Origin of the sequence: Sphingomonas psychrotolerans (genome assembly GCF_002796605.1) — a bacterium.
Lineage (GTDB): Bacteria > Pseudomonadota > Alphaproteobacteria > Sphingomonadales > Sphingomonadaceae > Sphingomonas > Sphingomonas psychrotolerans.
The window spans coordinates 698,054-716,500 of the sequence record NZ_CP024923.1; the positions used below are offsets into that span (position 1 = coordinate 698,054).

An 18,447-nucleotide genomic window follows, 5' to 3' on the forward strand; every position below is an offset into this window, starting at 1 on the left:
GGCAATAGGCACGTACGGAGAGAAGAATGAAGCAAATCGCACTCGCTTTGATCCTGCTCTCCGTTGCCCCGGCGCGTGCGCAGGAAGTGAGGGTTCCCTCTTTCACGCTGCCTGCATCGAACCAACTGAGTGCGGACGCGATGCTTGTGCTGGAGCGAATGAAGGCCACGGTCGCGCCGCCGGAGATTGTCGGCGATGTGGCAAGGCAGCGCGCCTTCTATCAGACCTACAATGACGATCGGTTGGCCGATATGCGGCGTCATTTTCGCACGAGTGAGCGGCACGAGATCGTGGACGGCGTAGCCGTGGACATAGTCGAGCCGGCCGCGGGAATCGCGCCACGCAATCGCAGCCGAGTGTTGATCAACGTACATGGTGGCGCGTTCATGTGGGGGGCGGGGAGCGGCGGGCTGGTTGAGGCGATCCCGATCGCGGCGACGATGGGGATCAAGGTCGTGACGGTCGACTACCGCCTGGCGCCCGAACATCGTTATCCGGCCGCGTCGGAGGACGTGGCCGCGGTGTATAGGGCGCTGCAAAAAAAATATCCGGCGGGGAACATCGGCATCTACGGCTGTTCGGCAGGCGGAGTCATCACCGCGCAGGCAACCGCCTGGATCCGCAGGCAGCGCCTGCCACGCCCCGGCGCGATCGGCACCTTCTGCGGCACCGGTGCGGCCTATTCGGGCGACAGTCCGTATCTGGCCGGGCCGATCACCGGCGGGGCATCGCTCGCTGCACCGACGCTCCCACCGACGCTCACCACTAGCTACCTCGCCGGCGTTCCGGCCAACGATGCATATGCTTACCCGCTGCTCTCCGACACGCAGACCGGCGCCATGCCGCCAACACTGTTGTTGGCGGGCGGCCGCGATTTTGCGGCGAGCACGCTGACTTTAGCGCATAGGCGGCTAGCGCGGCTCGGCGTTGAGAGCGAGCTTTACCTGTTTGACGGCCTCCCGCACGCATTCTTCGTCTGGCCGGATATGCCTGAGTCAACGGAAGCCTATGCGTTGATCGGTCGCTTCTTCGACCGGCATCTGGGAAGGAGAATGCGGCGTTAAATCGTTGGCGTAGCGCACCGCTCAAGGTCATTGGCGAAATCACGCATTGGACCAGATTGCGCAGGACCGCTCGCTCAATCCGGAGCTCCACAGGCGCATGTACCGCCGCTCGGGGGCGAAGACGACCGAGATCCCCGGCAGTCACGCCATCTACATTTCTCAGCCCGCCAAGGTCGCAGCCGCGATCGAGAAGGCAGCGAACGGCGGGGGCCAGTCTCCGCGCGGGTCCCGGCGCGTCGAGGTCGCAGACACATCAGCTTGCGAACGAGCGACAGATCGAGCGGCCCGTACCGAGACCTTGGCCACCGTTAGCCGGCGTGCGTCCGACAAGGGCGGCTTCCGCTGGGCTCGCACCTGGAAAGGATGGCAGCGCCACTCGCACTCACCCGCAAAGCGCTTGCACGACCTTCCCGGCAGGATCGACGGCAATCGTGACGCGGTTTTCCCGAAAATCGTGCGTGACCGCGTCGCCGGGTGCGATCCGCCGGATCAGCTCCGCGCCGGTGCGCTTCCTGACCTGAGCGTCATCGGGCGCGGCCTGCCCGACCAGCGTCGCCGTCGCCTTGGGGCGGCAGACGTGCATCGCTGGGCGGTCCTGGGCGTTCGTCGTGCATGCCCCGACGACTGCGGCGCCACCAACGAGCATGGAAACCATCATTTTCATCTGCGCGATCCTCTTGGACCGGCACTATCGCGGCCAACCTGAACATAGACGGAGCAGGTTTGCCGATCCCGTTCACCATCAACCGGGCAAGATGCGTCACGCGGAACTCTCACAGCGTGCTCGGACGAAATGACCTATCGGCCACGGACGGACGGCTCTCCGGTCGCGAAGGCTTGCGCATGTTGCGGGCGAATCATGTGGTCGCAGTCGGTCTCAGAAGGGGATGCTACGCGATCGCTCATAATCTGTGCCAACGCCTGGGTTAGTTCCGTCTGTTTGAAGGGCTTGCTCAGACGCGGAAGGTCAGGTGCGACCCGTTGTAGGAACGGCAGCTATTGCTAGTTTGTTTCCTGGAAAGCTGCCAGACCGCTAGCGGCCCAGCACCGGTCATTTGCACGGTATGACTAAGGCATCGGCGATGAGCCGGAAGCGAGTTCTGCAACGGTCAAATCCTGTCCCCGCAACCAACACACACCGCCCCGGCACCCGCCGTGGCGGTTTTTGTGCCCCGATCCCACCGATCAGCACCCAACCCCCGCGCCGCCCGCCCGACGGTACGCCCCCAACGAACGCAATTGATCCGCCATCACCGCGTCAATCTCCTCCCGCATAACAGCCCGCACCCACAAAAGCCGCGCCTCGTCCGCGGCAAAGCGCAGGAATTGCGCGCGATCCAGATCATTGCTCCGCATCCACGCGTCGAGCGCGTCGGCGTCCCCCAGCCCCAGCCGTACCCGAATCGACACAATCGCCTCCGCCAGCCTGTCCTCGTCCAGCCTGAAGCTGTGGCGCTGGGCCTGATCGCGCGCGAGGATGCGGGCCAAGGCGAGGTCGCGCGCCACGGGATCAGCGCCCGGGCCGCTGTCGAGGGCTGCCATCCTGGCGGATCCCTGGAGCGTCGCGGCCCTGCCGTTCCAATTCAGCGCCTCCCGGACAAGATCGTCCCAAAGCGCAGTCCGTTCGAACCAAAAGGATCGCTCGCCGGGGTCCCCGGCGCCGAGCGCCTGCTTCATCGTCCGCAGCATCGACACCGCATCGTCCCGTTTGACGCTCACGCGGTGTGCGGGCCACCATTGCTCGAACGCGGCCAACTCGGCGCCGTCGATCGCGGGCCGCGCTGCCGCCGCGACCTGCGGGTAGGTGCGATCGCTATAATGCAGCGCCTTGGCGGCGCGGACGAGCGCCTCGCCCGCCACCGCACCTATCGCCTGCGCTTCGACCGCACCCGTGATCGTCGCGCGAATGTCTACCAAAGGTTCTGTGACGTGGCGATAGCCCTGTTCCGCTAGCAAATGAGACAGGGCCACTTCGTCGTCGTCGGCGAGGACGCCGTCGCGATAGGCCTCGAAGACCGACCCGATGCCGACCATGCCGAAGGTCCACAATTCGGCGGCCCGCAACGCCCCCATGCTGGCACTGCCATAGACGGGAACGCCCACATCCAGCGCCCACAGGATCTCCTTGTGCCAGACGCTTGGCACGCTGTCGAAATGGCCGTCAACGAGGCCGATGGCCGTCGCACCCTCTCGCACTGCCCTATAGATGTCGCCTTGCACGGCGGGCGAGGCGTAGCGGGCGTCGAGTTCCCGTGTGGCTTCTGCCGCCGGAAGGCTCGGCCCCAAGAAGACGACGATCATGAAACCCGTTCCCGAAGGGCGAGCGCCCGGCTGCCCGGCGCATATTCGGGATCGTCGTCCGGCCCCTCGAGCCCGGGGATCACCATGCGCACCACCGGGATCCGATAGCGTGTGCTGGTCAGGTCGACGGCGATCGCTTCATCTATCCCGATGCGCTGGAGGCGTGCGGCGAGATCCGCCAGATCCTCGTTGAAGGTGCGGCGCGCGACATCGACAGTCTCACCGGGAAACAGCCTGATGGCCCGGTTCGACGGCGCGTGCCCTGCCGCGACATAATCTCGCCGGCTGAGATCGTCGCGCGAGCCTGCGATCAGCACCAGCCGGGACTGTACGGCCTCGGTCACTGCGCGCAGCAGGGCGAGGCGCGGCTCGAAATGACAGCCCAGGCCCGAGAACACCGGCGTTGTCTGCCACGGGCCAACCTCGCGAATTTCGCAAAGATATGCCGGCACGCCGATATCCGAGCCGATGTCATAGACGGTGGGCAGGACCCCGGCGGCGCGGCAGCGATCGATGGCGTAGCGACACGATGGATCAGCGACGGTATCCAGATCGACGGCGGTGTCCTCCCGATGGGCCTGGCCGCCTGCGCTCCACAGCGAGGCGGAATCGCGTTCGATCACCTCGAGCGTGGCGTGGACCATCGCCTCGAGCAGGTGATTGCCGGAGGCGAGGCCGTTGGAGGTTGCCGCGAAGCATCCGCTGCCCGTCGGCGCTTCGCTGAGGGCGCTCGCATGCACCGTCTCGAACGGAAGCCAAGCGGGCTTCCGGCCGATCAGGTCGAAGCCTTCGATCCAGAGAAGGGGGAGGCTGGGGTGATAGCGGCCGTTGCGCACCCGCGGCAGCCGCGACACGTCGACGATCCGTTTCCCCAAAGCCGAAAGATCGGCCGCGCTGGCCAGCAGAAGCGGTTGCATCACGCGTTCGCCATGATGCAGCTCGATCGATTCCATCACCCCGGAGACCGTCGCATTGACGAGATCAAGCCCCTTGCCCACCGAGGTGGACAGTGATCGCGAGTTCGGCCGGCACACCAGCACCACAGGCAGGCCGATCCGGTCGAGCCCGGTGATGTTGGCGATCCGGGTGATGCCCATCGCGCCGAAATGCGGACGTACCGCCGCCAGGGTTTCCTCGGGCGCACGCATGCGCTGCGTCCCCGAGGCGAAATGCTTCTCCACCTTTGTCGCGAGCAGACCGGTCCAGCCGGCCACGTCCCCGCCACCCAAAGGCGCCGTGCCGAGTTCGAGCTGCGGTTCCGGCTCGAGCAGACTCACAATGCGTCTCGAACCCGGCCTTGCAACGTGTCGATGGTGTCGAGCACCTCGGAATTGATGTGCTCCGCAAAAGGGCGCACCTGGTCGAGAACATGGCCCTTGAGAAAACCGCGCAGCGCTTGCTCGAGGCGTGCCCTGGCGCGCTCGGCCTCGAAGGTGCCGCGCGCAAAGGCCTGCGCCCAGAACATGGCGAGGCCATACCAGACGAAGCAGGCCTGCAGGTATGAGCGGAGCGGCAGGGGATTTCCTGTCCATTCGGATCGGGTCCGAAGTTCCGGACCATAGACTTCCTCGTTATTGACCCACGGCTCAAGTCGTTCGCTCATGTACAGCAGCGAGTGAATCGCCTCGTGCACCAGCCCCTCGGCCAGCAAGGCGGAGTCGACCTTGGACAAATGCGGGTTTCCCATGACCGAGCGGCCGACATATTGTGCGGACGAGCCGGTCGAGAAGAGGTCGGGCGCCTGCGGATCCTGCTGCAGGACGAGCGACTTGGTGAATGCCTCGACGAAGCCGGCGATGCGGGGATTGGTGGTGACCAGCCTTTCCCGGACGTCCGAAAGCAGCGAGAGAATCTGCCGGGTCTCGGCGGACGGATAGGGAGATCGCGGCACGTCAACTTCGTCGATCTCACCGTCGATGTCGATGGCGAGTGCGTGCGGACTGAAAAAATCGAGCGGCGGCAGACCGGGCAGCGCCGGACCGGCCACGAAGCCGCCGTCGGGCCCGAGCCAGCCGTCGCCGACGGCGGACCAGAGCGTCTGCGGCGGTGGCGAGAAGGCTTTATCGGTTGCAGCACCGGCGTTGGCGCGCGCCTTTTCGACGGCGAGCGCCGCGCCGAGCGCGTCGGCGATATCGGCCGCCGAATGGCGCGAGGGCCAGAGAAGCCGGTAGGTGATCCGCGGTGCGGTGACGAGCCTCAACCAGTTCTGGTCCGGCAGCGTGTCGAGCGCGCCGCGGAGTCTGTCTGCCACAGGCTTGGGGACCTGGGCCAGCGCCACGCCCAGCTGATCTGCCAGAAACAGCACATAGTCACGATGGATCTGCGCCCCGCTGGCACCGTTCCAGTCGAGCACTTCCGCCGCCTGATAGATCCGGTTCGCGTCGGGCATGGCGCCGACCGGAAGATCGAGGCGGGGCGCAGTCATGCCGGAACGCCTTCTGTGTCCACCGAAAGGCTGTCGAGCGCCTCGCGCCGCAACAGGGTCTCGGCGGGCGGCACCCCGAGGCGGCTGCGCAGATGATCGAACAGCCGGAGTATGTCCGCGCACCATGCCGAGGGGTGATCGAAGCCGCCGTCGGACGCGAAGCGATGGGGGAGATAGCCGCCTGCGCAGGTACTGCGCTCGCGGCAGGTCCGGCATCCCCGGGGCAGCGACAGCCCTTCGAAGATCACTTGGTAATGGAATTTGCAATGGTCCTCCATGTCGGAGAAGTCGTGGTTACGCACGTTCATGCCGGTTCGTGCCAGACCCGGGCCGCAGGTCCGCAGCACGTCCAGGCCTTCTATTGCCCCATCGGGCTCCACGAAGAGATAGCCCAGTGGATTGTTGCCGATGAAATCGACTTCGCAGACCCCTCCGAGAATGGCCCTGACGATCGCCATGAAGGGACCCACCCGGACCTTCATGTCGCCGCTCCCCCACCATTGCTCGAAGATCGGGATCAGGAAATCAGCGCCCGGCGTCGGGCCATGACGGGCGCGGAGGGCGCCGATCGTGTCGTGCGTCTGATCGGGGAAAAGATATTCGATCTGCGCCGGGCCGAGCGAGAGCAGATGCCGGTGGGTGGCGACCGGATCGCTTCCCAGCGAGATGACGCTCAGCAGCGAGAACCCGACGGCGTTCCTGCGCAGCGCCTCCACGCCGCGCAGCACCCCGCTATACGATCCTCTTCCCTTGTGATCGACGCGCTGCGCATCGTGCACATCGGGCGTGCCGTCGATGCTGATGCCCACTACGATCTTGTGGGCGGCGAACAGTTCGGCCCATTTGTCGTCGATGAGCACGCCGTTCGTCTGGAGTGCGAGCCGGACCTCGACGCTGTCGTCGAGGCTTCGCAGCTTTCGGCACCAGCAATCGAAGCGTTCATGGCCGACCAGTAGCGGCTCTCCGCCGTGAAAGACGATCCGCAGCAGACGCTGGCCTGATTTCGCGCAATGTCGGCGTAGCGCGGCGACGCTGGCGTCGATCACCTCGTCGGAAATCATCGCCGGCTGACGGCGCCAGGAATCGTCGAGCTTGTTGTAGACATAGCAATAGCTGCAATTGAGATTGCAACGCGAAGCGATCTTGAACGTGACGCTGAGCGGAGAATGCGCGTTTCGCATCACCGTTCGCCCGCGAGGTGCCTGAACGCCTGGCTGGCCTGTTCCTCGAGCTGGCGCATCAGGTCCTTCACGTCGGAGCGGATTCGTCCGGCAAAGGGCTCGAGCGGCGTGAAGGCGGTGCGCGTCGCGAACGGCGCGCCGGCGCGCAGCAGGCGCCCCCGGGCGATCGGGGGCTCGAACGTTCCCCGGCTCGCCACTTTCGCCCATAAGGTGAGCAGCCCGAACCAGACCAGGAAAGCGTGGACATAGGTCGGGACGTCGAGCGGCCTGCCGGTCCAGGGAGAGATCGTGCGGGACACGCCGTCGTAGAGCATTGGTTCCGTCACCCAGCGGGCCCGGGGAGGCGTCACCCGCGACAGCAGGGCATCGGCCATATCGAACACGGTGTGCAGGCCTTCGTGGATCATGGCTTCGGCAAGGGCGTCGGTGCCGACCGCCGGATCGTCCGGATTCCAGAGGATTGAGCGGCCGACATAGCGCTCGGGAGAACTAGACTGGAACCCCTGCCGCGACGCGACGCGACGCAGCACCAGCGTCGTGTTCCAGTCTCGCGCGAAATCCGCCAACCGTGGGTCGGTAGCACGTAAATGTTCCTGTGCTTCCTGCAGTTGCTCCACCAGCGCCGGAAGCGTCGGCCATGGTTCCGGCGGGTCACCGGAGGTCGGCGCGGAGGGCAGCCTTGTCGCCGGATCCCCGATCACCAGCCGCGGCAGGTCTCCGCACCCCGCCGTATATGGGGCGGGAGACAGGCAGTGACGGTCGCCCATCGCGCTCCAGACGACCTCGTCGAGTTGGTGATCGAGTCCGGAGAAGGCGCGCTCGACCTCCACCGCGCGCACGAAGAAACGGGCGCTCTCCTCCCGGTCCGCTTTCTCCCCGCTGCGCCACAGCAGTCGCCGGATCGATTCCGGGGCGAGAAGGATCCGGCAGAGCGCTTCGACCGGCAGGTCCGAAACCCGGGACTGAAGCCGTTCGCCCGCCTCGGGATCTGCCAGAGTGAACGCGCCGATCCAGGCCCCCCAGCGTTCCGACACCAACAGTACGAAGCGGCTGCGCAGCGACTCCAGCGCTGTTCCGGAAGAAAAGCCGAGCACCTCGGGCAGCCATGTTTCCGCTGCGGTTTCGGATTCGATCGGTGATGTCGTCTCAATCGGCATAGGCCACCACGCGCGCTGTCGTTGTATCGAGCAGTTCGCGGCCCAAGTCCGTCAGTGCCGAGCGCGCACGGTTGAGAGTGGCGCAGGCATCGTCGCGAAGCGCGCGGGTTTGCATCTGGAGTTGCCGCTGTTTCTCGCCCGCACCGAGCGCGCGGAACCAGTCATGATAGAAGGCGGTCATGAAGGCGAGCGCGTGAAACGCCAGGAAGATGCCCCGCAGCGGCCGGGGATCCTGCCGTAGCGGAGATGCATAGCTCGCATAGTGGGACGGATCGACGAGCGGGCCCTCGGCCTCGGCGATGATCAGCCAGTGATGCGCTGATTCGTGCACGAGCGTCTCGAGTATCTGTTCGTGCGGTCCCTCCAGATCGCTGAACACGAGGCCGGGGAGGGAGGCGCAGGAGCCGGACCGGAAGCGCTGGCCGCCGCAGCTGTAGAGTGGCACCACGACCTTGGTCGAGTGGCGCACCCAATCCGCGCAGGTAGGGAGATGCCGGTGGAGGCGTGCGCCGGCCTCAAGGAATGTCACCAGTCCCCGGCGGAGCCGTTGCTCATCCTCCGCGGTCAGCGGCTGGCGGTGGGGCCAGCCCCATTCGGGCGTGTTCACCACCCCTTCGTCCAGCGGCAGGCCGACGCTGTCGCACCAGGGATCGAGCTCCACCAGGCGTTCGAACTCGTCGGGCGGCGAGCATATCTGCTCCGCCAGACCGCAAAGTGCGTAGCGGCCAGGGTCGAGCGAAGCGCCTCCTTCCGGACCCCAGATCCATTCGGGAGTCTCCAGCGTCACCTCGCCGAGATCGTCTTCCATATTTGCCGCCGCCCACACGGCAAGCCTCAGGTCGCGGCCGATCGTGGGGCGCGACATCACCGCGCATGCCACGGGGTGATAGAGCCAGGGCGCCTCCGCCACCGCCGCCGCGACCAGCCGGTCACGGACCGACGGAGACAGGCCCAATGAGCGCTCCGGAGCCCAGTTTTCAAGGCGCGAAGCGCTCAGCGCGTACCAATGTCGAGGCGAGATCCGCCAAGACCAGGGATTGTCTGCCGCGCACATGAGGGCGAGCGATTTACTTGGTCGAGGACGGTTTCATCTTGCGAAGCGTCGACAGCCGGTCGGCGAAGCGCGAAAAGGCCGCATCGTCGAGCGACTCGACATTCCGAAGTAGCGCGCGATCAAGGTCGACCACCGGATTGACGCGATCCCTCAGAGCATCGGTGGTCTTCGATCGGCTGAAGAAGAATCCCTTCGATCGCGAATGTGCCATCAGCTCGTCGCCGCTAAGACCGGTGGCGGCACGAGCAAGTTCGCTCTCAATCGCCCGCTTCATCGCATCTTCCACGCGCGAACGCGCCTCGGGACTCAGCTTGGAGAGTTCGCTTTCTTCCACGATAGCCTCCTTGTTTTCAGTGCCATTGCTTGCACGACTCGCATACTACATGAAATGTTGGTAAAATCTAGATTGATATGTCATCTGATTGTATGGAACTATGTTATGTTGCGCAGCAACGTGTCTCAACGCGCAGAGAAATTGGAATTAATCCAAAAGTTATTTTGGGAATGCGATTTTTCGACTCAGGTGCTGAATGGAAGGTTGCCGGAAGACTGGCTCCAACTTGCGGATTATCAGGAGTGGGCGCCGGTTCTCTACTATCTTAATAAGAATTTACCGACAGACCTTCTGCTCATCCTGTTCGTTCTTGGGCGGGCTTGTCCGGCCGATGTCGCTCGGGGCGTCTTTGGCGCCGAAACCGTGTCTGCATTGGAAGAGATGGGGTTCGTGGAGGACTCCGGCCCGGATTTGCTACCTGCGGTTATGGTGCAGTCCTACGGGGACCTGCTCGTCGCCTCCGATCATCGGCGGCGGCGGAACGAGAGCGACTATGTCATGGGGCTGAGCGGCCCTACCCGCGCCCTTGCGGATCTGACGATCCGGAAACCGGCCTCGCTGGCGGTCGATATCGGCTGCGGCAGCGGGCTGCAGGCCTTGCTGGCATCGCGGCATAGCGCGCGAGTGCTTGCCTGCGACGTGAATCCGAGAGCGCTCGATTTCGCGCGCCTGAACGCGCAACTGAACGGAATCGCCAATATCGACGTGGCCGAAGCCGACCTATTCGATTTCGCGCTCGATCGCCCGGCGGAGTTGGTGGTTTGCAATCCGCCCTATGTGATCTCGCCCGACCATTCGCAGGCGTATCGGGACAGCGGCCGGGAAGAGGATGGCGTCTGCGCGCATCTGGCCGGACTGCTGCCCAGACTTCTGAGCATGGGCGGAACCGCACAATTCCTGGCCAATTGGGCGGTTCACAAGGGCGGTACATGGCCGCAGCGGCTCGGACAGTGGTTCGCCGGCAGCGGATGCCATGTTTCCATCCTGCACGAAGTGACCGAATCTCCCGCCGACTACACGATCAAATGGCTCCGTCAGAGCGATCCCCATGCGCTCGCCGCGGACCAGCCCGCCTTTGCCCGCTGGATGGGCTATTTCGACCGGCGGGAAATAAGCGGGATCGCCTATGGCCTGGTCACGATCCAGCGGACTGGAGGCGCCGCGAGCTTCGCGATCGACGAGGCGCCCGATCACTATATCATGCCGTGCGGGGACGCGCTGGCGGCCTTTCTCGCGAGGAAGCGCCGGCTGCGGGCGCTCGACGGGGACCTTCTGGACCTGCGCCTGCGCCGCGCATCGAACATGCGGCTGGTGCAATCCGCGCATTTCCACAACGGCCAGTGGATCGCCGGCCAGGTCCGGGCGAGCCTAGCCGACGGGCTTCGCTGGAGCGAGGATCTCGGTCCGGAATCCGCGCGGCTGTTCGAACTCATCGACGGCCAAAAGACCCTCGGCGCCCTGCTCGGCGACATTCTCGAGGAAGAAGACCCGCCAGCAGCTCGCACTCTTTTCCGGACCGTGGTGACGGCAATCGAAAAGGGATTGCTGACCATCGCCGATACGGCGTGGGACGAAGAGAATGAAATGCCGTGAGCCGGACTCAGTGCAGCTATTTGTGCGCAGCGAGCGCCGCATGGTTGTTAGCAGTCTGATGGCTCGCAACCGATCGTTGCGCGGGGCGGTCGAACGGCTGCGGAAATCGTGAACGCAGGGGATGGAAGGGAATTTCTATCGGTTCTCCGGAACTGCTGCGCGGCGGTCTGGACTAAGCTCTCCGGTATTGGAGAACCCGTCTTGAGAACCGGTAGAATGCGGACCCAAGAATGCGCGTGAGCAGGCTGCCTCAGCTTGTGAGAGGCTAGACCTTATGGTTCGAGCGACGTGTCCGTCGCACCGATGACAGATTCGTGCTCCGGGTAGAATTCGACAGCAGTTATAATGCACATGACTCATCATAACTTCGGACGATCTCGTACCTTAGCGCAGATGTCTGTTTGATCCGGAGCGCCTGCGATCGCAGCGTTTTTTGGTAAGGGTTGCTTAGCGTCCAATACCCAGATCGGGACGGGGGCGATATGGGCGTTATAGATAGCCCAACCAGGATTCACCGAGCTTGTCGTAAACATCGGTGGTGAGGTTGTAGAATGATGGAAACCGTAGCGCTGTGAAATGCCGGCGCCGCAAAGGAACACCACCTCGCCCTTCTCTTGAAGCGCTATAAGACGGTCAGGAATATCGGCGGTATCGTCCGTGAAGCGCATAGAGACGACAATCGCTTCGGTCTCTTGGTGTTGCAAGCCACTCTTCGCTAATTGAAAGTATGAACGCGCGGACCTGGCGAGACGAACGTCGCCGCGACGTCCGGCTCGCCGGGGTCCGCTACAACCCTCAGAACCGCAGGCTGCCGCCCACCAGGATCGTGCGTCCGCTTGCCGTGTTGGTCATCATCCGCTCGGCATCCTTGTCGGCATATTGCACGATCGGCTCGTTGCCGATGTTGATCGCTTCCACCGTCAGCTGGAAGCGCGGGGTGACGTTGAAATAGGCCGAAGCATCGAAGTTTGCGGTGCCTTTGATATATTCACCGATATTGCCGTTGCCGCCGCTGCCCCAGCGATACTTGCTGCGCATCGCAGCCGATGCGCGCACGCCCCATTTGCCCGTGTCGTAATAGACGGTCGCGTTCGAAGACAGCTTCGAAAGATTGGTCAGCGGAAGCTTCACGGCCTTGCCCGAAAAGAGCACGTCGGTGGAGCCGTCGGCGATCGTGACATTGCCGAGCATCCCCAGGCGATCGAACGGCGCGGGCAGGAAATCGAAATCGCGCTTGGCGGCCAGTTCGATACCCTTGATCGACGCGCCTGCCCCGTTCACCGGCCGGGTATAGTTGAACAGGATCGCCGGATCCTGGCCCGGCAGCAGCAGCGATATCGGGAATCCCGTGCTGTTGTACGGCACCGGCGTGGTCTCTGCGGTGATGAACGACTTCATGTTCTTGTAGAACAGGCCGAGCGCCAGAAAACCGCGGGTCCCATCATAATATTCGAGCGAGGTCTCGACCGAATCGGCGAGGAAGGGTGCCAGATTGGGGTTGCCGGCGCTGATCGTGCCGCCGAACGCAGCGACGTTGATCGTCGCCGCCGCGCGCATGTCGGCAAGCGCAGGGCGGTTGACGTTGCGATTGGCGCTCAATCGCAGCACCAGCGAGCGATCGAGATCGAAGGCGATATTGGCCGCGGGCAGGAAGCCATCATAGCTGTTGGTGATGGCGACCGGCGTCAGCGTTGTCCCGGTCAGCGCCGTACCCACCGAATCGAGCGTGGTGCGGTAATAGCGTACCCCGAGATCGGCGCGGACGCCAACGCTGCCGAGCGTCGTCTTGAGATCGTATTGGAGATAGCCGGTGAAAGTCTTCTCGCGCAATTCATAGTCGCCGCCAGCAATGTTATTGCTGGCGTTGACGTTACCGCCGAGCCCGAGCACCTTGAAGGTCCCGGCGATGTCGGCGATGATATAGGGCGCCAGGCTGTCATATGGGACGATCTTGGTCGGCACGGTCGGCAACCCCGCCAGGCCGTCATAATTGAAGACCACCCGGCGCTGCCAGCCGTCATTCTCGAAACGCTTGTACGCGGCGCCGGCCTTGAGCGTCGAACCCTCGGCGACGCGCCAGGCCAATTCGGCCTTGGCATTGTAGAATTCGCTGCCGATGTGATCGTCGCGGCTTTCCGCGCCGTTCAGGCCCCATTTGGTGGGATCGGTAACATCGAAGCCATAGCTGTTTCTGGGGTTGGCGGTGTTCATCCCGGAAAAGCTGTAACTTTGGCCGACCGATTCCAGATACACCTGATCATAGCTGGAGCCGAAGGACGATTTCGACCAGCCGGCGAGGACCGTCCCGCTGAGATTGTCGGTGAAATCGGTGCGGCCGTTAAGCGCGACCTGCCAGAAATCGGTCTGGTCGACAGTCCGGCGGGTCTCGGTGCGCATGTCGACGCCGCTGAATGACGCGCCAACGATGCTGTTGAAGCTGTCGAGCGTGACATCGGTCAACACCTGCGTGCCGGTGACGTTATTGGCCGAGACGCCGTTGGTGCCGGCAGCGCCCAGCACATCGGTTTCGCGATTGTTGGTGAGTTTGCCGTACAGGACGTCGAGCGTCACGTCGGTGCGTTCGTCGGGATGATATTGCAGCGCCGCGGTCACCCCCAGGCGTTCGCGCTTGTTGAACCAGCTCGCATAGGTCTGCGCGCGGCTGTTCCACACGCGATTGGCGCCGGTGGCGCCCACCAGCAGGGCGCGGTCGGGGGCGGAGATGTTGGACCCGACATTGGCGGCACCGAAATTGATCTGCGACCAGTTCCAGTTACGATAGCCGAATTCGATCGTGTCCGCGGTGCTGTACGCCACCGACACCAAGGCGCCAAAATCGCCCCAGCGATTTGAGATCAGGCCGACCAGCCGCGGCGTCACCGTCTCGCTATATTGGTTGCTCTGGGCCTTGGCCGAGACCACCGCGGTCAACCCGCCAAAGTCGAACGGCTTCGCCGTGTGGAGGCCGATCGTGCCGCCGATCCCGCCTTCGTCCTGCTCGGCAGCATAGGATTTTTCGACGGTGACCTCGTTGAACAGCTCGGACGCGAAAATGCTGTAGTCGAACGAACGCGAGCGGCTGATGCTGCTGCGGCTGTCGAGGCCCGACGAGGTGTTGGTGAGCACTTCCATGCCGTTGAGCTGGGTCCGGGTGAAATCGGCGCCGAGGCCGCGCAGCGAGATCTGGCGCCCCTCGCCGCTGTCGCGAGTGATCGCGACGCCAGGGACGCGCTGAAGCGATTCGGCCAGATTCTGGTCGGGGAACGCCGCGATGTCCTGCGCCACGATCACTTCGCGCGATCCGGTGGCCGCCTTTTTAAGTTGCGCGGCGCGCGAAAGGCTCTCGCGATAGCCCGAGACCACGATCTCCTCGCTGTCCAGCTCGTCGACCGACGCCGGATCGGCCGCATCTGCAACCGTGTTGTGGCCTTGGCGCTCGAGGATCACCGTATCGCCGATAATGCGGCCGCCGACCGCGCTTCCCGCGGTTAGCTGGCGCAGCGCTTCTTGGGCATCCATCCTGCCGCGGAGTCGATTGCTGCGCAGGCCGTTCAACATCGCGGGGGAGGTGGCCACCTGCAGCCCGGTAACGCGCGAGAAGGCGAGCAAGGCCTCGCTCATCGCCTGTGGCGGCAGGTTGAAATCAAACTGACGCCTCGGTGCCGCCGCAGCCTGCGCCATCGATGGCGACCAGGCGACGCTCGACAACGCCACCGAGCAGAACAGCAATTGCGAAATGCGACCTGTATATATCATCATAACCCCCGAGTTTGTCCGTTTCGGAGGGCATGACGGGCGCGGCGAACGAAACCCGACAAAAAAAGTTCAGTCTTTTTTAAAGTCTGAATTGTTTCGGAATTGCTACAAAATTGATTATCGAATATATGGCATCATTTAACCGCATTATAATTTTATAAATTAGATTAATTTCTGTAGATACGGAGGATGGCTGTTCCAAACTATTTTGGGCCATCTGGCCATTTGCTAGATAAACCTAAATTTTATTGAATTGCAGGCCTTCGCAAGGATCGGCCGGACGGCTCTGCCAAATTGTCACAATGCGATCATAGACGCGCCGCACGACCAATGCGGGATAGCGCGTGCCTGTTTCCCTTCCCCAGATCGACGATATGCCGGGTGCCGTTCCCGAAGATTGGGAGGCGATCGGCGCGGCGATCGGCCGCTATGTGCGTGGGCGCACCCGCCGCAGCGATCTGGTCGAGGAGGTGGTGCAGGAGACGCTGTCGCGGCTGGTCGAGCAGAGCCGGCAGAAAACGCTGGTCAGCATCTATGCGCTTGGCTTCCGGATTGCCGCCAACCTCCTGGTTGATCATCATCGCCGCGACCGCCGTTATTTGAACGGACCCGAGATGGAACAAGTCAGCGAAGCGCCGCTGCCCGATCGCATAATCGCCGGACGGCAGGAATTGTCGGTGCTGATCGACGCGCTGGCGGCAATGCCGCCGCTACGGCGCGAAGTCGTGGTGCGGCGGCGGTTGCGCGGCGAAAGCTGTGCGGCGATCGCCCGGGATCTGGAACTGAGCCTGAAAGCCGTCGAAAAGCACATCACCCGCGGGCTGGCCGATTTGCACCGGGCCATGGCGGCGAGTGACAATTGATGACGCGCGACCCGCAGATTGCCGCGGATGCCGCCATGTGGGTCAACCGGCTCGACCAGCCGGTGATCGACACTTCGGTCAGCGCCGCGTTCGACGCCTGGATGGCCGCCGACGCCCGCCACCGCGAGAAATTCGCCGATCTTCAGGCGCTATGGCATTCAGACACGCTCACCCAGGCGCTCGATCAGTCGGAAGCCACGGTGGTGAGCAATGCCCCGGTTGCGGTGGTCGCGCATTTCTCCGGCCTGCGGCGATCTGCGCCATGGCTGGCAGCTGCCGCGTGCGCAGCGATGCTGATGCTATTCCTGCTGGTGCCGGGTCTGCAGGTCGAAACCTACCGAACCGGAACCGGCAACGGCCAAGCGATCGTCCTGGCCGATGGTTCGCATGTCGAGCTTAGCGGCGATGCCGAACTCAGCATTCGCATCCTGCCGTGGCGCCGCGACGCAACGCTGGTGCGCGGCGAAGCATTTTTCGACGTCGCGCACGAGGGCTGGCGCCCGTTCCGGGTGCAGAGCGGAGCAAGCTCGGTGCGTGTGCTCGGCACCGCTTTCAATGTCGATCGTCAGAGTCCGACGCGTACCGCGGTCGAAGTCTATCGCGGCGCGGTGACGTTCGCGGCGGGGGGTGCCGAGAATATCGTGCTGCGCAAGGGCGACCGGGCGCGCGCAGTCGATGATCGCATCGCCGCGCAGGCACCCGGCCCCAATGCCCCCGGGCATGACAAGCCGGACTGGACCGCAGGCTGGTTCGAAGCCGCCGACGTTCCGATGAGCGTGCTGATCGCCAAGGTGCAGCGCTATTCGGTGCGGCCGATCCGCCTGCGCGATCCCGGGCTGGCGGCCCTGCCGGTGAGCGGACGGTTCCAGGTCTCGAACCCGGCGCGCGTACTCAAAGCGATCCGCGGCGCCTATGCGCTTGAAATCCGCTACGATCGCGATGCGATCCGCATCGCGCCTGCGCCCGGCGTTCCGGGTTCCTAAAAAAGTGCGCGGTCTGTCGGGTTGAGGGCACCTGCACCGTCTTTCCTGAACTGGCCAGTGCTGGAGGATCCATGTCCGACAAGTTTTACGACCGCCGCGACCTGATCAAAGGCGGAGCGGGGCTGGCGCTGCTTGCTGCGGCCAGCCCGACGCGCCTGCTGGCCACCCCGGGTTTTCGCCACTATCCGTTCACGCTCGGGGTCGCCGCAGGCGATCCCGCGCCTGATGGCTTCGTGCTGTGGACTCGCCTCGCCCCCGCGCCCGAAGCTTCCGATGGCGGCATGCCCCCGCACGATGTTCCGGTACGCTGGGAAGTTGCGGAAGATGCCGACTTCCGACGGATCGTCCGCTCGGGCAGCGCCATCGCCAGGGCGAGGCTGGCGCATTCGGTACATGTCGAAGTAAGTGGGCTGCGCTCGCACCGGCCGCATTGGTATCGTTTCCTCGTCAGCGGCGCCGATGCCAGCCCGGCGGGACGCGCGCGGACTGCACCGGCGATCGGCGCGCCAGTCGATCGGCTGCGGTTGGCGATGGCCGGCTGCCAGAATTTCGAGATGGGCTATTTCACCGCCTACGCGCATCTCGCGCGCGAGCCCGATCTCGACGCGGTGTTCCATTATGGCGACTATATCTACGAGTTGGGACCCGGCGCCACGCCCGGCCCGCGCCGCCATGTCGGGGAGGAACTGGCTTCGCTTGCAGATTATCGCCGGCGCTATGCGCAGTACAAGGCAGATCCCGATCTGCAAACGGCGCACGCGGCAACGGCGTTCATCATGTCGTTCGACGATCACGAGATCGACGACAATTGGGCCGGCGCACTCGACAAGGACGGCAACACCGCCACGGTGTTCGCGCCGCGCAAGGCAGCAGCGCTCCAGGCCTGGTACGAACATGTTCCGGTCCGCCTCGCCCAACTGCCCGGACCGCGCAGCGCAATGTATCGCCGCCTCGATTATGGCTCGCTGGTGCGCGTGCACGTGCTCGATACCCGCTCGCATCGCAGCGACCAGCAATGCGAGCGCCTTGGGCTGACGCGTGCGGAGAGGAATCAATGCCCGCGCGTCGACCGGCCCGAGCGCACCATGCTGGGGGCGGCGCAGGAGGCCTGGCTGGATCGCGGGCTCGCCAATGACGCGCGCTGGAACCTGATCGCGCAGCAAGTGATGGTGATGCCGCACGATTCGCGAAAGGACGGCAGCAGCGCGACCGAGACCAGCACCGACAATTGGAACGGCTATCCGCTGGCCCGGCAGCGCCTGATCGACAGCATTCGTCGGCGCCGGCTGACCAACGTGGTGATCGGCAGCGGCGACGCGCATCAGAACTACATCGGCGCGGTGCCGCTCGATGTGCGCGACGTGGACGGTCCGGCGATCGCCAGCGAATTCCTCGCAACTTCGATATCGTCGGGGGGCACCGGCAATGCCCGGCACGCCGATGAGCTGGATGCGCTCCGCAACAACCCCAATATGCGCATGATCAACAACCAGCGCGGCTACCATATCCACACGATCGCGCCTGATCGCTGGGAGACCGAGGTCAAGGTGATCGATCAGGTCGACCGACCGGGCGGGAGCATCGCCACGCTGGCCACCTTCCAGGTCGATCCCAGACGGCCCGGCCCCGAGCTGGCCTAGCCCCCTTGTTCGGCTCCGTCGTCTTTTCGGACGACAGCTTCCCAACATCCATCGCTATCAAGCTACCGGATCGGCCTCCCGCAAAAACGGGCGGAA

General features: G+C 64.1%; 15 protein-coding genes. 5 read left to right on the forward strand and 10 right to left on the reverse strand.

From position 1 onward, the window contains the following. The first annotated feature begins 26 nt into the window (after window positions 1-26). Complete coding sequence (locus tag CVN68_RS02950; RefSeq protein WP_100280881.1) at window positions 27-1,064, forward strand: alpha/beta hydrolase; 1,038 nt, start codon at window positions 27-29, stop codon at window positions 1,062-1,064. A gap of 382 nt (window positions 1,065-1,446) precedes the next feature. Here CVN68_RS02950 and CVN68_RS02955 read toward each other — a convergent pair whose 3' ends face one another. The 8 genes from CVN68_RS02955 to CVN68_RS22975 form a co-directional block, all read right to left on the reverse strand. Next, entirely contained in the window at window positions 1,447-1,719 is a 273-nt protein-coding gene (locus tag CVN68_RS02955) for an I78 family peptidase inhibitor (protein WP_158298685.1), read from the reverse strand. A 530-nt stretch (window positions 1,720-2,249) separates the two neighbouring features. Next, window positions 2,250-3,365 carry a TfuA-like protein gene (locus tag CVN68_RS02960; protein WP_100280883.1) on the reverse strand — a complete coding sequence of 372 codons (1,116 nt, stop codon included), beginning with the start codon at window positions 3,363-3,365 and terminating at the stop codon, window positions 2,250-2,252. Further along, a complete protein-coding gene (locus CVN68_RS02965; RefSeq protein ID WP_199560198.1) occupies window positions 3,362-4,579 on the reverse strand; it encodes a YcaO-like family protein in 1,218 nt (405 codons plus the stop codon). The genes CVN68_RS02960 and CVN68_RS02965 overlap by 4 nt, the downstream gene beginning before the upstream one ends. A gap of 59 nt (window positions 4,580-4,638) precedes the next feature. Beyond that, window positions 4,639-5,718, reverse strand: coding sequence for an aKG-HExxH-type peptide beta-hydroxylase (locus tag CVN68_RS02970; RefSeq protein ID WP_158298686.1), 1,080 nt, complete (start codon window positions 5,716-5,718; stop codon window positions 4,639-4,641). 68 nt (window positions 5,719-5,786) lie between these two features. Further along, entirely contained in the window at window positions 5,787-6,971 is a 1,185-nt protein-coding gene (locus CVN68_RS02975; RefSeq protein WP_158298687.1) for a radical SAM protein, read from the reverse strand. Then, a complete protein-coding gene (locus CVN68_RS22970) occupies window positions 6,971-8,128 on the reverse strand; it encodes a hypothetical protein (protein WP_158298688.1) in 1,158 nt (385 codons plus the stop codon). The genes CVN68_RS02975 and CVN68_RS22970 overlap by 1 nt, the downstream gene beginning before the upstream one ends. Beyond that, window positions 8,118-9,083, reverse strand: a complete 966-nt coding sequence (locus tag CVN68_RS02980; protein ID WP_158298689.1) for an aKG-HExxH-type peptide beta-hydroxylase — start codon at window positions 9,081-9,083, stop codon at window positions 8,118-8,120. The genes CVN68_RS22970 and CVN68_RS02980 overlap by 11 nt, the downstream gene beginning before the upstream one ends. Window positions 9,084-9,195: 112 nt before the next feature. Continuing rightward, the gene (locus CVN68_RS22975; protein WP_158298690.1) at window positions 9,196-9,516 is read right to left on the reverse strand and encodes a hypothetical protein; all 321 of its coding nucleotides are present in this window, start codon (window positions 9,514-9,516) and stop codon (window positions 9,196-9,198) included. A 105-nt stretch (window positions 9,517-9,621) separates the two neighbouring features. On the opposite strand from CVN68_RS22975, the gene CVN68_RS02990 reads away from it, so the two are divergent. Beyond that, on the forward strand, window positions 9,622-11,109 hold the full coding sequence (locus CVN68_RS02990) for a methyltransferase (RefSeq protein WP_158298691.1): 1,488 nt from the start codon (window positions 9,622-9,624) through the stop codon (window positions 11,107-11,109). Window positions 11,110-11,468: 359 nt separating this feature from the next. Here CVN68_RS02990 and CVN68_RS22980 read toward each other — a convergent pair whose 3' ends face one another. Together CVN68_RS22980 and CVN68_RS02995 are read right to left on the reverse strand one after the other, a co-directional pair. Beyond that, window positions 11,469-11,777 (reverse strand): hypothetical protein, encoded by a 309-nt coding sequence (locus CVN68_RS22980; protein ID WP_158298692.1) that lies wholly within the window; start codon window positions 11,775-11,777, stop codon window positions 11,469-11,471. Window positions 11,778-11,904: 127 nt separating this feature from the next. Further along, window positions 11,905-14,865, reverse strand: coding sequence for a TonB-dependent receptor (locus tag CVN68_RS02995; RefSeq protein WP_233503549.1), 2,961 nt, complete (start codon window positions 14,863-14,865; stop codon window positions 11,905-11,907). Between the two features lie 344 nt (window positions 14,866-15,209). On the opposite strand from CVN68_RS02995, the gene CVN68_RS03000 reads away from it, so the two are divergent. From CVN68_RS03000 to CVN68_RS03010, 3 genes are all read left to right on the forward strand, one after another. Next, window positions 15,210-15,728 (forward strand): RNA polymerase sigma factor, encoded by a 519-nt coding sequence (locus CVN68_RS03000; RefSeq protein ID WP_158298693.1) that lies wholly within the window; start codon window positions 15,210-15,212, stop codon window positions 15,726-15,728. Further along, complete coding sequence (locus CVN68_RS03005) at window positions 15,728-16,711, forward strand: FecR family protein (protein ID WP_100280890.1); 984 nt, start codon at window positions 15,728-15,730, stop codon at window positions 16,709-16,711. Before CVN68_RS03000 ends, CVN68_RS03005 begins: the two co-directional genes overlap by 1 nt. A gap of 71 nt (window positions 16,712-16,782) precedes the next feature. Continuing rightward, on the forward strand, window positions 16,783-18,351 hold the full coding sequence (locus CVN68_RS03010; protein ID WP_100280891.1) for an alkaline phosphatase D family protein: 1,569 nt from the start codon (window positions 16,783-16,785) through the stop codon (window positions 18,349-18,351). Window positions 18,352-18,447: the final 96 nt, after the last annotated feature.

Excerpts from the sequence above, each read along its gene's own strand:
- CVN68_RS22970 (WP_158298688.1), bottom strand. The coding sequence starts at position 8,128 with ATGCCGATTGAGACGACATCACCGATCGAATCCGAAACCGCAGCGGAA.
- CVN68_RS03005 (WP_100280890.1), top strand. The coding sequence starts at position 15,728 with ATGACGCGCGACCCGCAGATTGCCGCGGATGCCGCCATGTGGGTCAAC.
- CVN68_RS02990 (WP_158298691.1), top strand. The coding sequence starts at position 9,622 with ATGTTGCGCAGCAACGTGTCTCAACGCGCAGAGAAATTGGAATTAATC.
- CVN68_RS03010 (WP_100280891.1), top strand. The coding sequence starts at position 16,783 with ATGTCCGACAAGTTTTACGACCGCCGCGACCTGATCAAAGGCGGAGCG.
- CVN68_RS02995 (WP_233503549.1), bottom strand. The coding sequence starts at position 14,865 with ATGATATATACAGGTCGCATTTCGCAATTGCTGTTCTGCTCGGTGGCG.
- CVN68_RS02975 (WP_158298687.1), bottom strand. The coding sequence starts at position 6,971 with ATGCGAAACGCGCATTCTCCGCTCAGCGTCACGTTCAAGATCGCTTCG.
- CVN68_RS02955 (WP_158298685.1), bottom strand. The coding sequence starts at position 1,719 with ATGGTTTCCATGCTCGTTGGTGGCGCCGCAGTCGTCGGGGCATGCACG.
- CVN68_RS22980 (WP_158298692.1), bottom strand. The coding sequence starts at position 11,777 with ATGCGCTTCACGGACGATACCGCCGATATTCCTGACCGTCTTATAGCG.
- CVN68_RS02960 (WP_100280883.1), bottom strand. The coding sequence starts at position 3,365 with ATGATCGTCGTCTTCTTGGGGCCGAGCCTTCCGGCGGCAGAAGCCACA.
- CVN68_RS02950 (WP_100280881.1), top strand. The coding sequence starts at position 27 with ATGAAGCAAATCGCACTCGCTTTGATCCTGCTCTCCGTTGCCCCGGCG.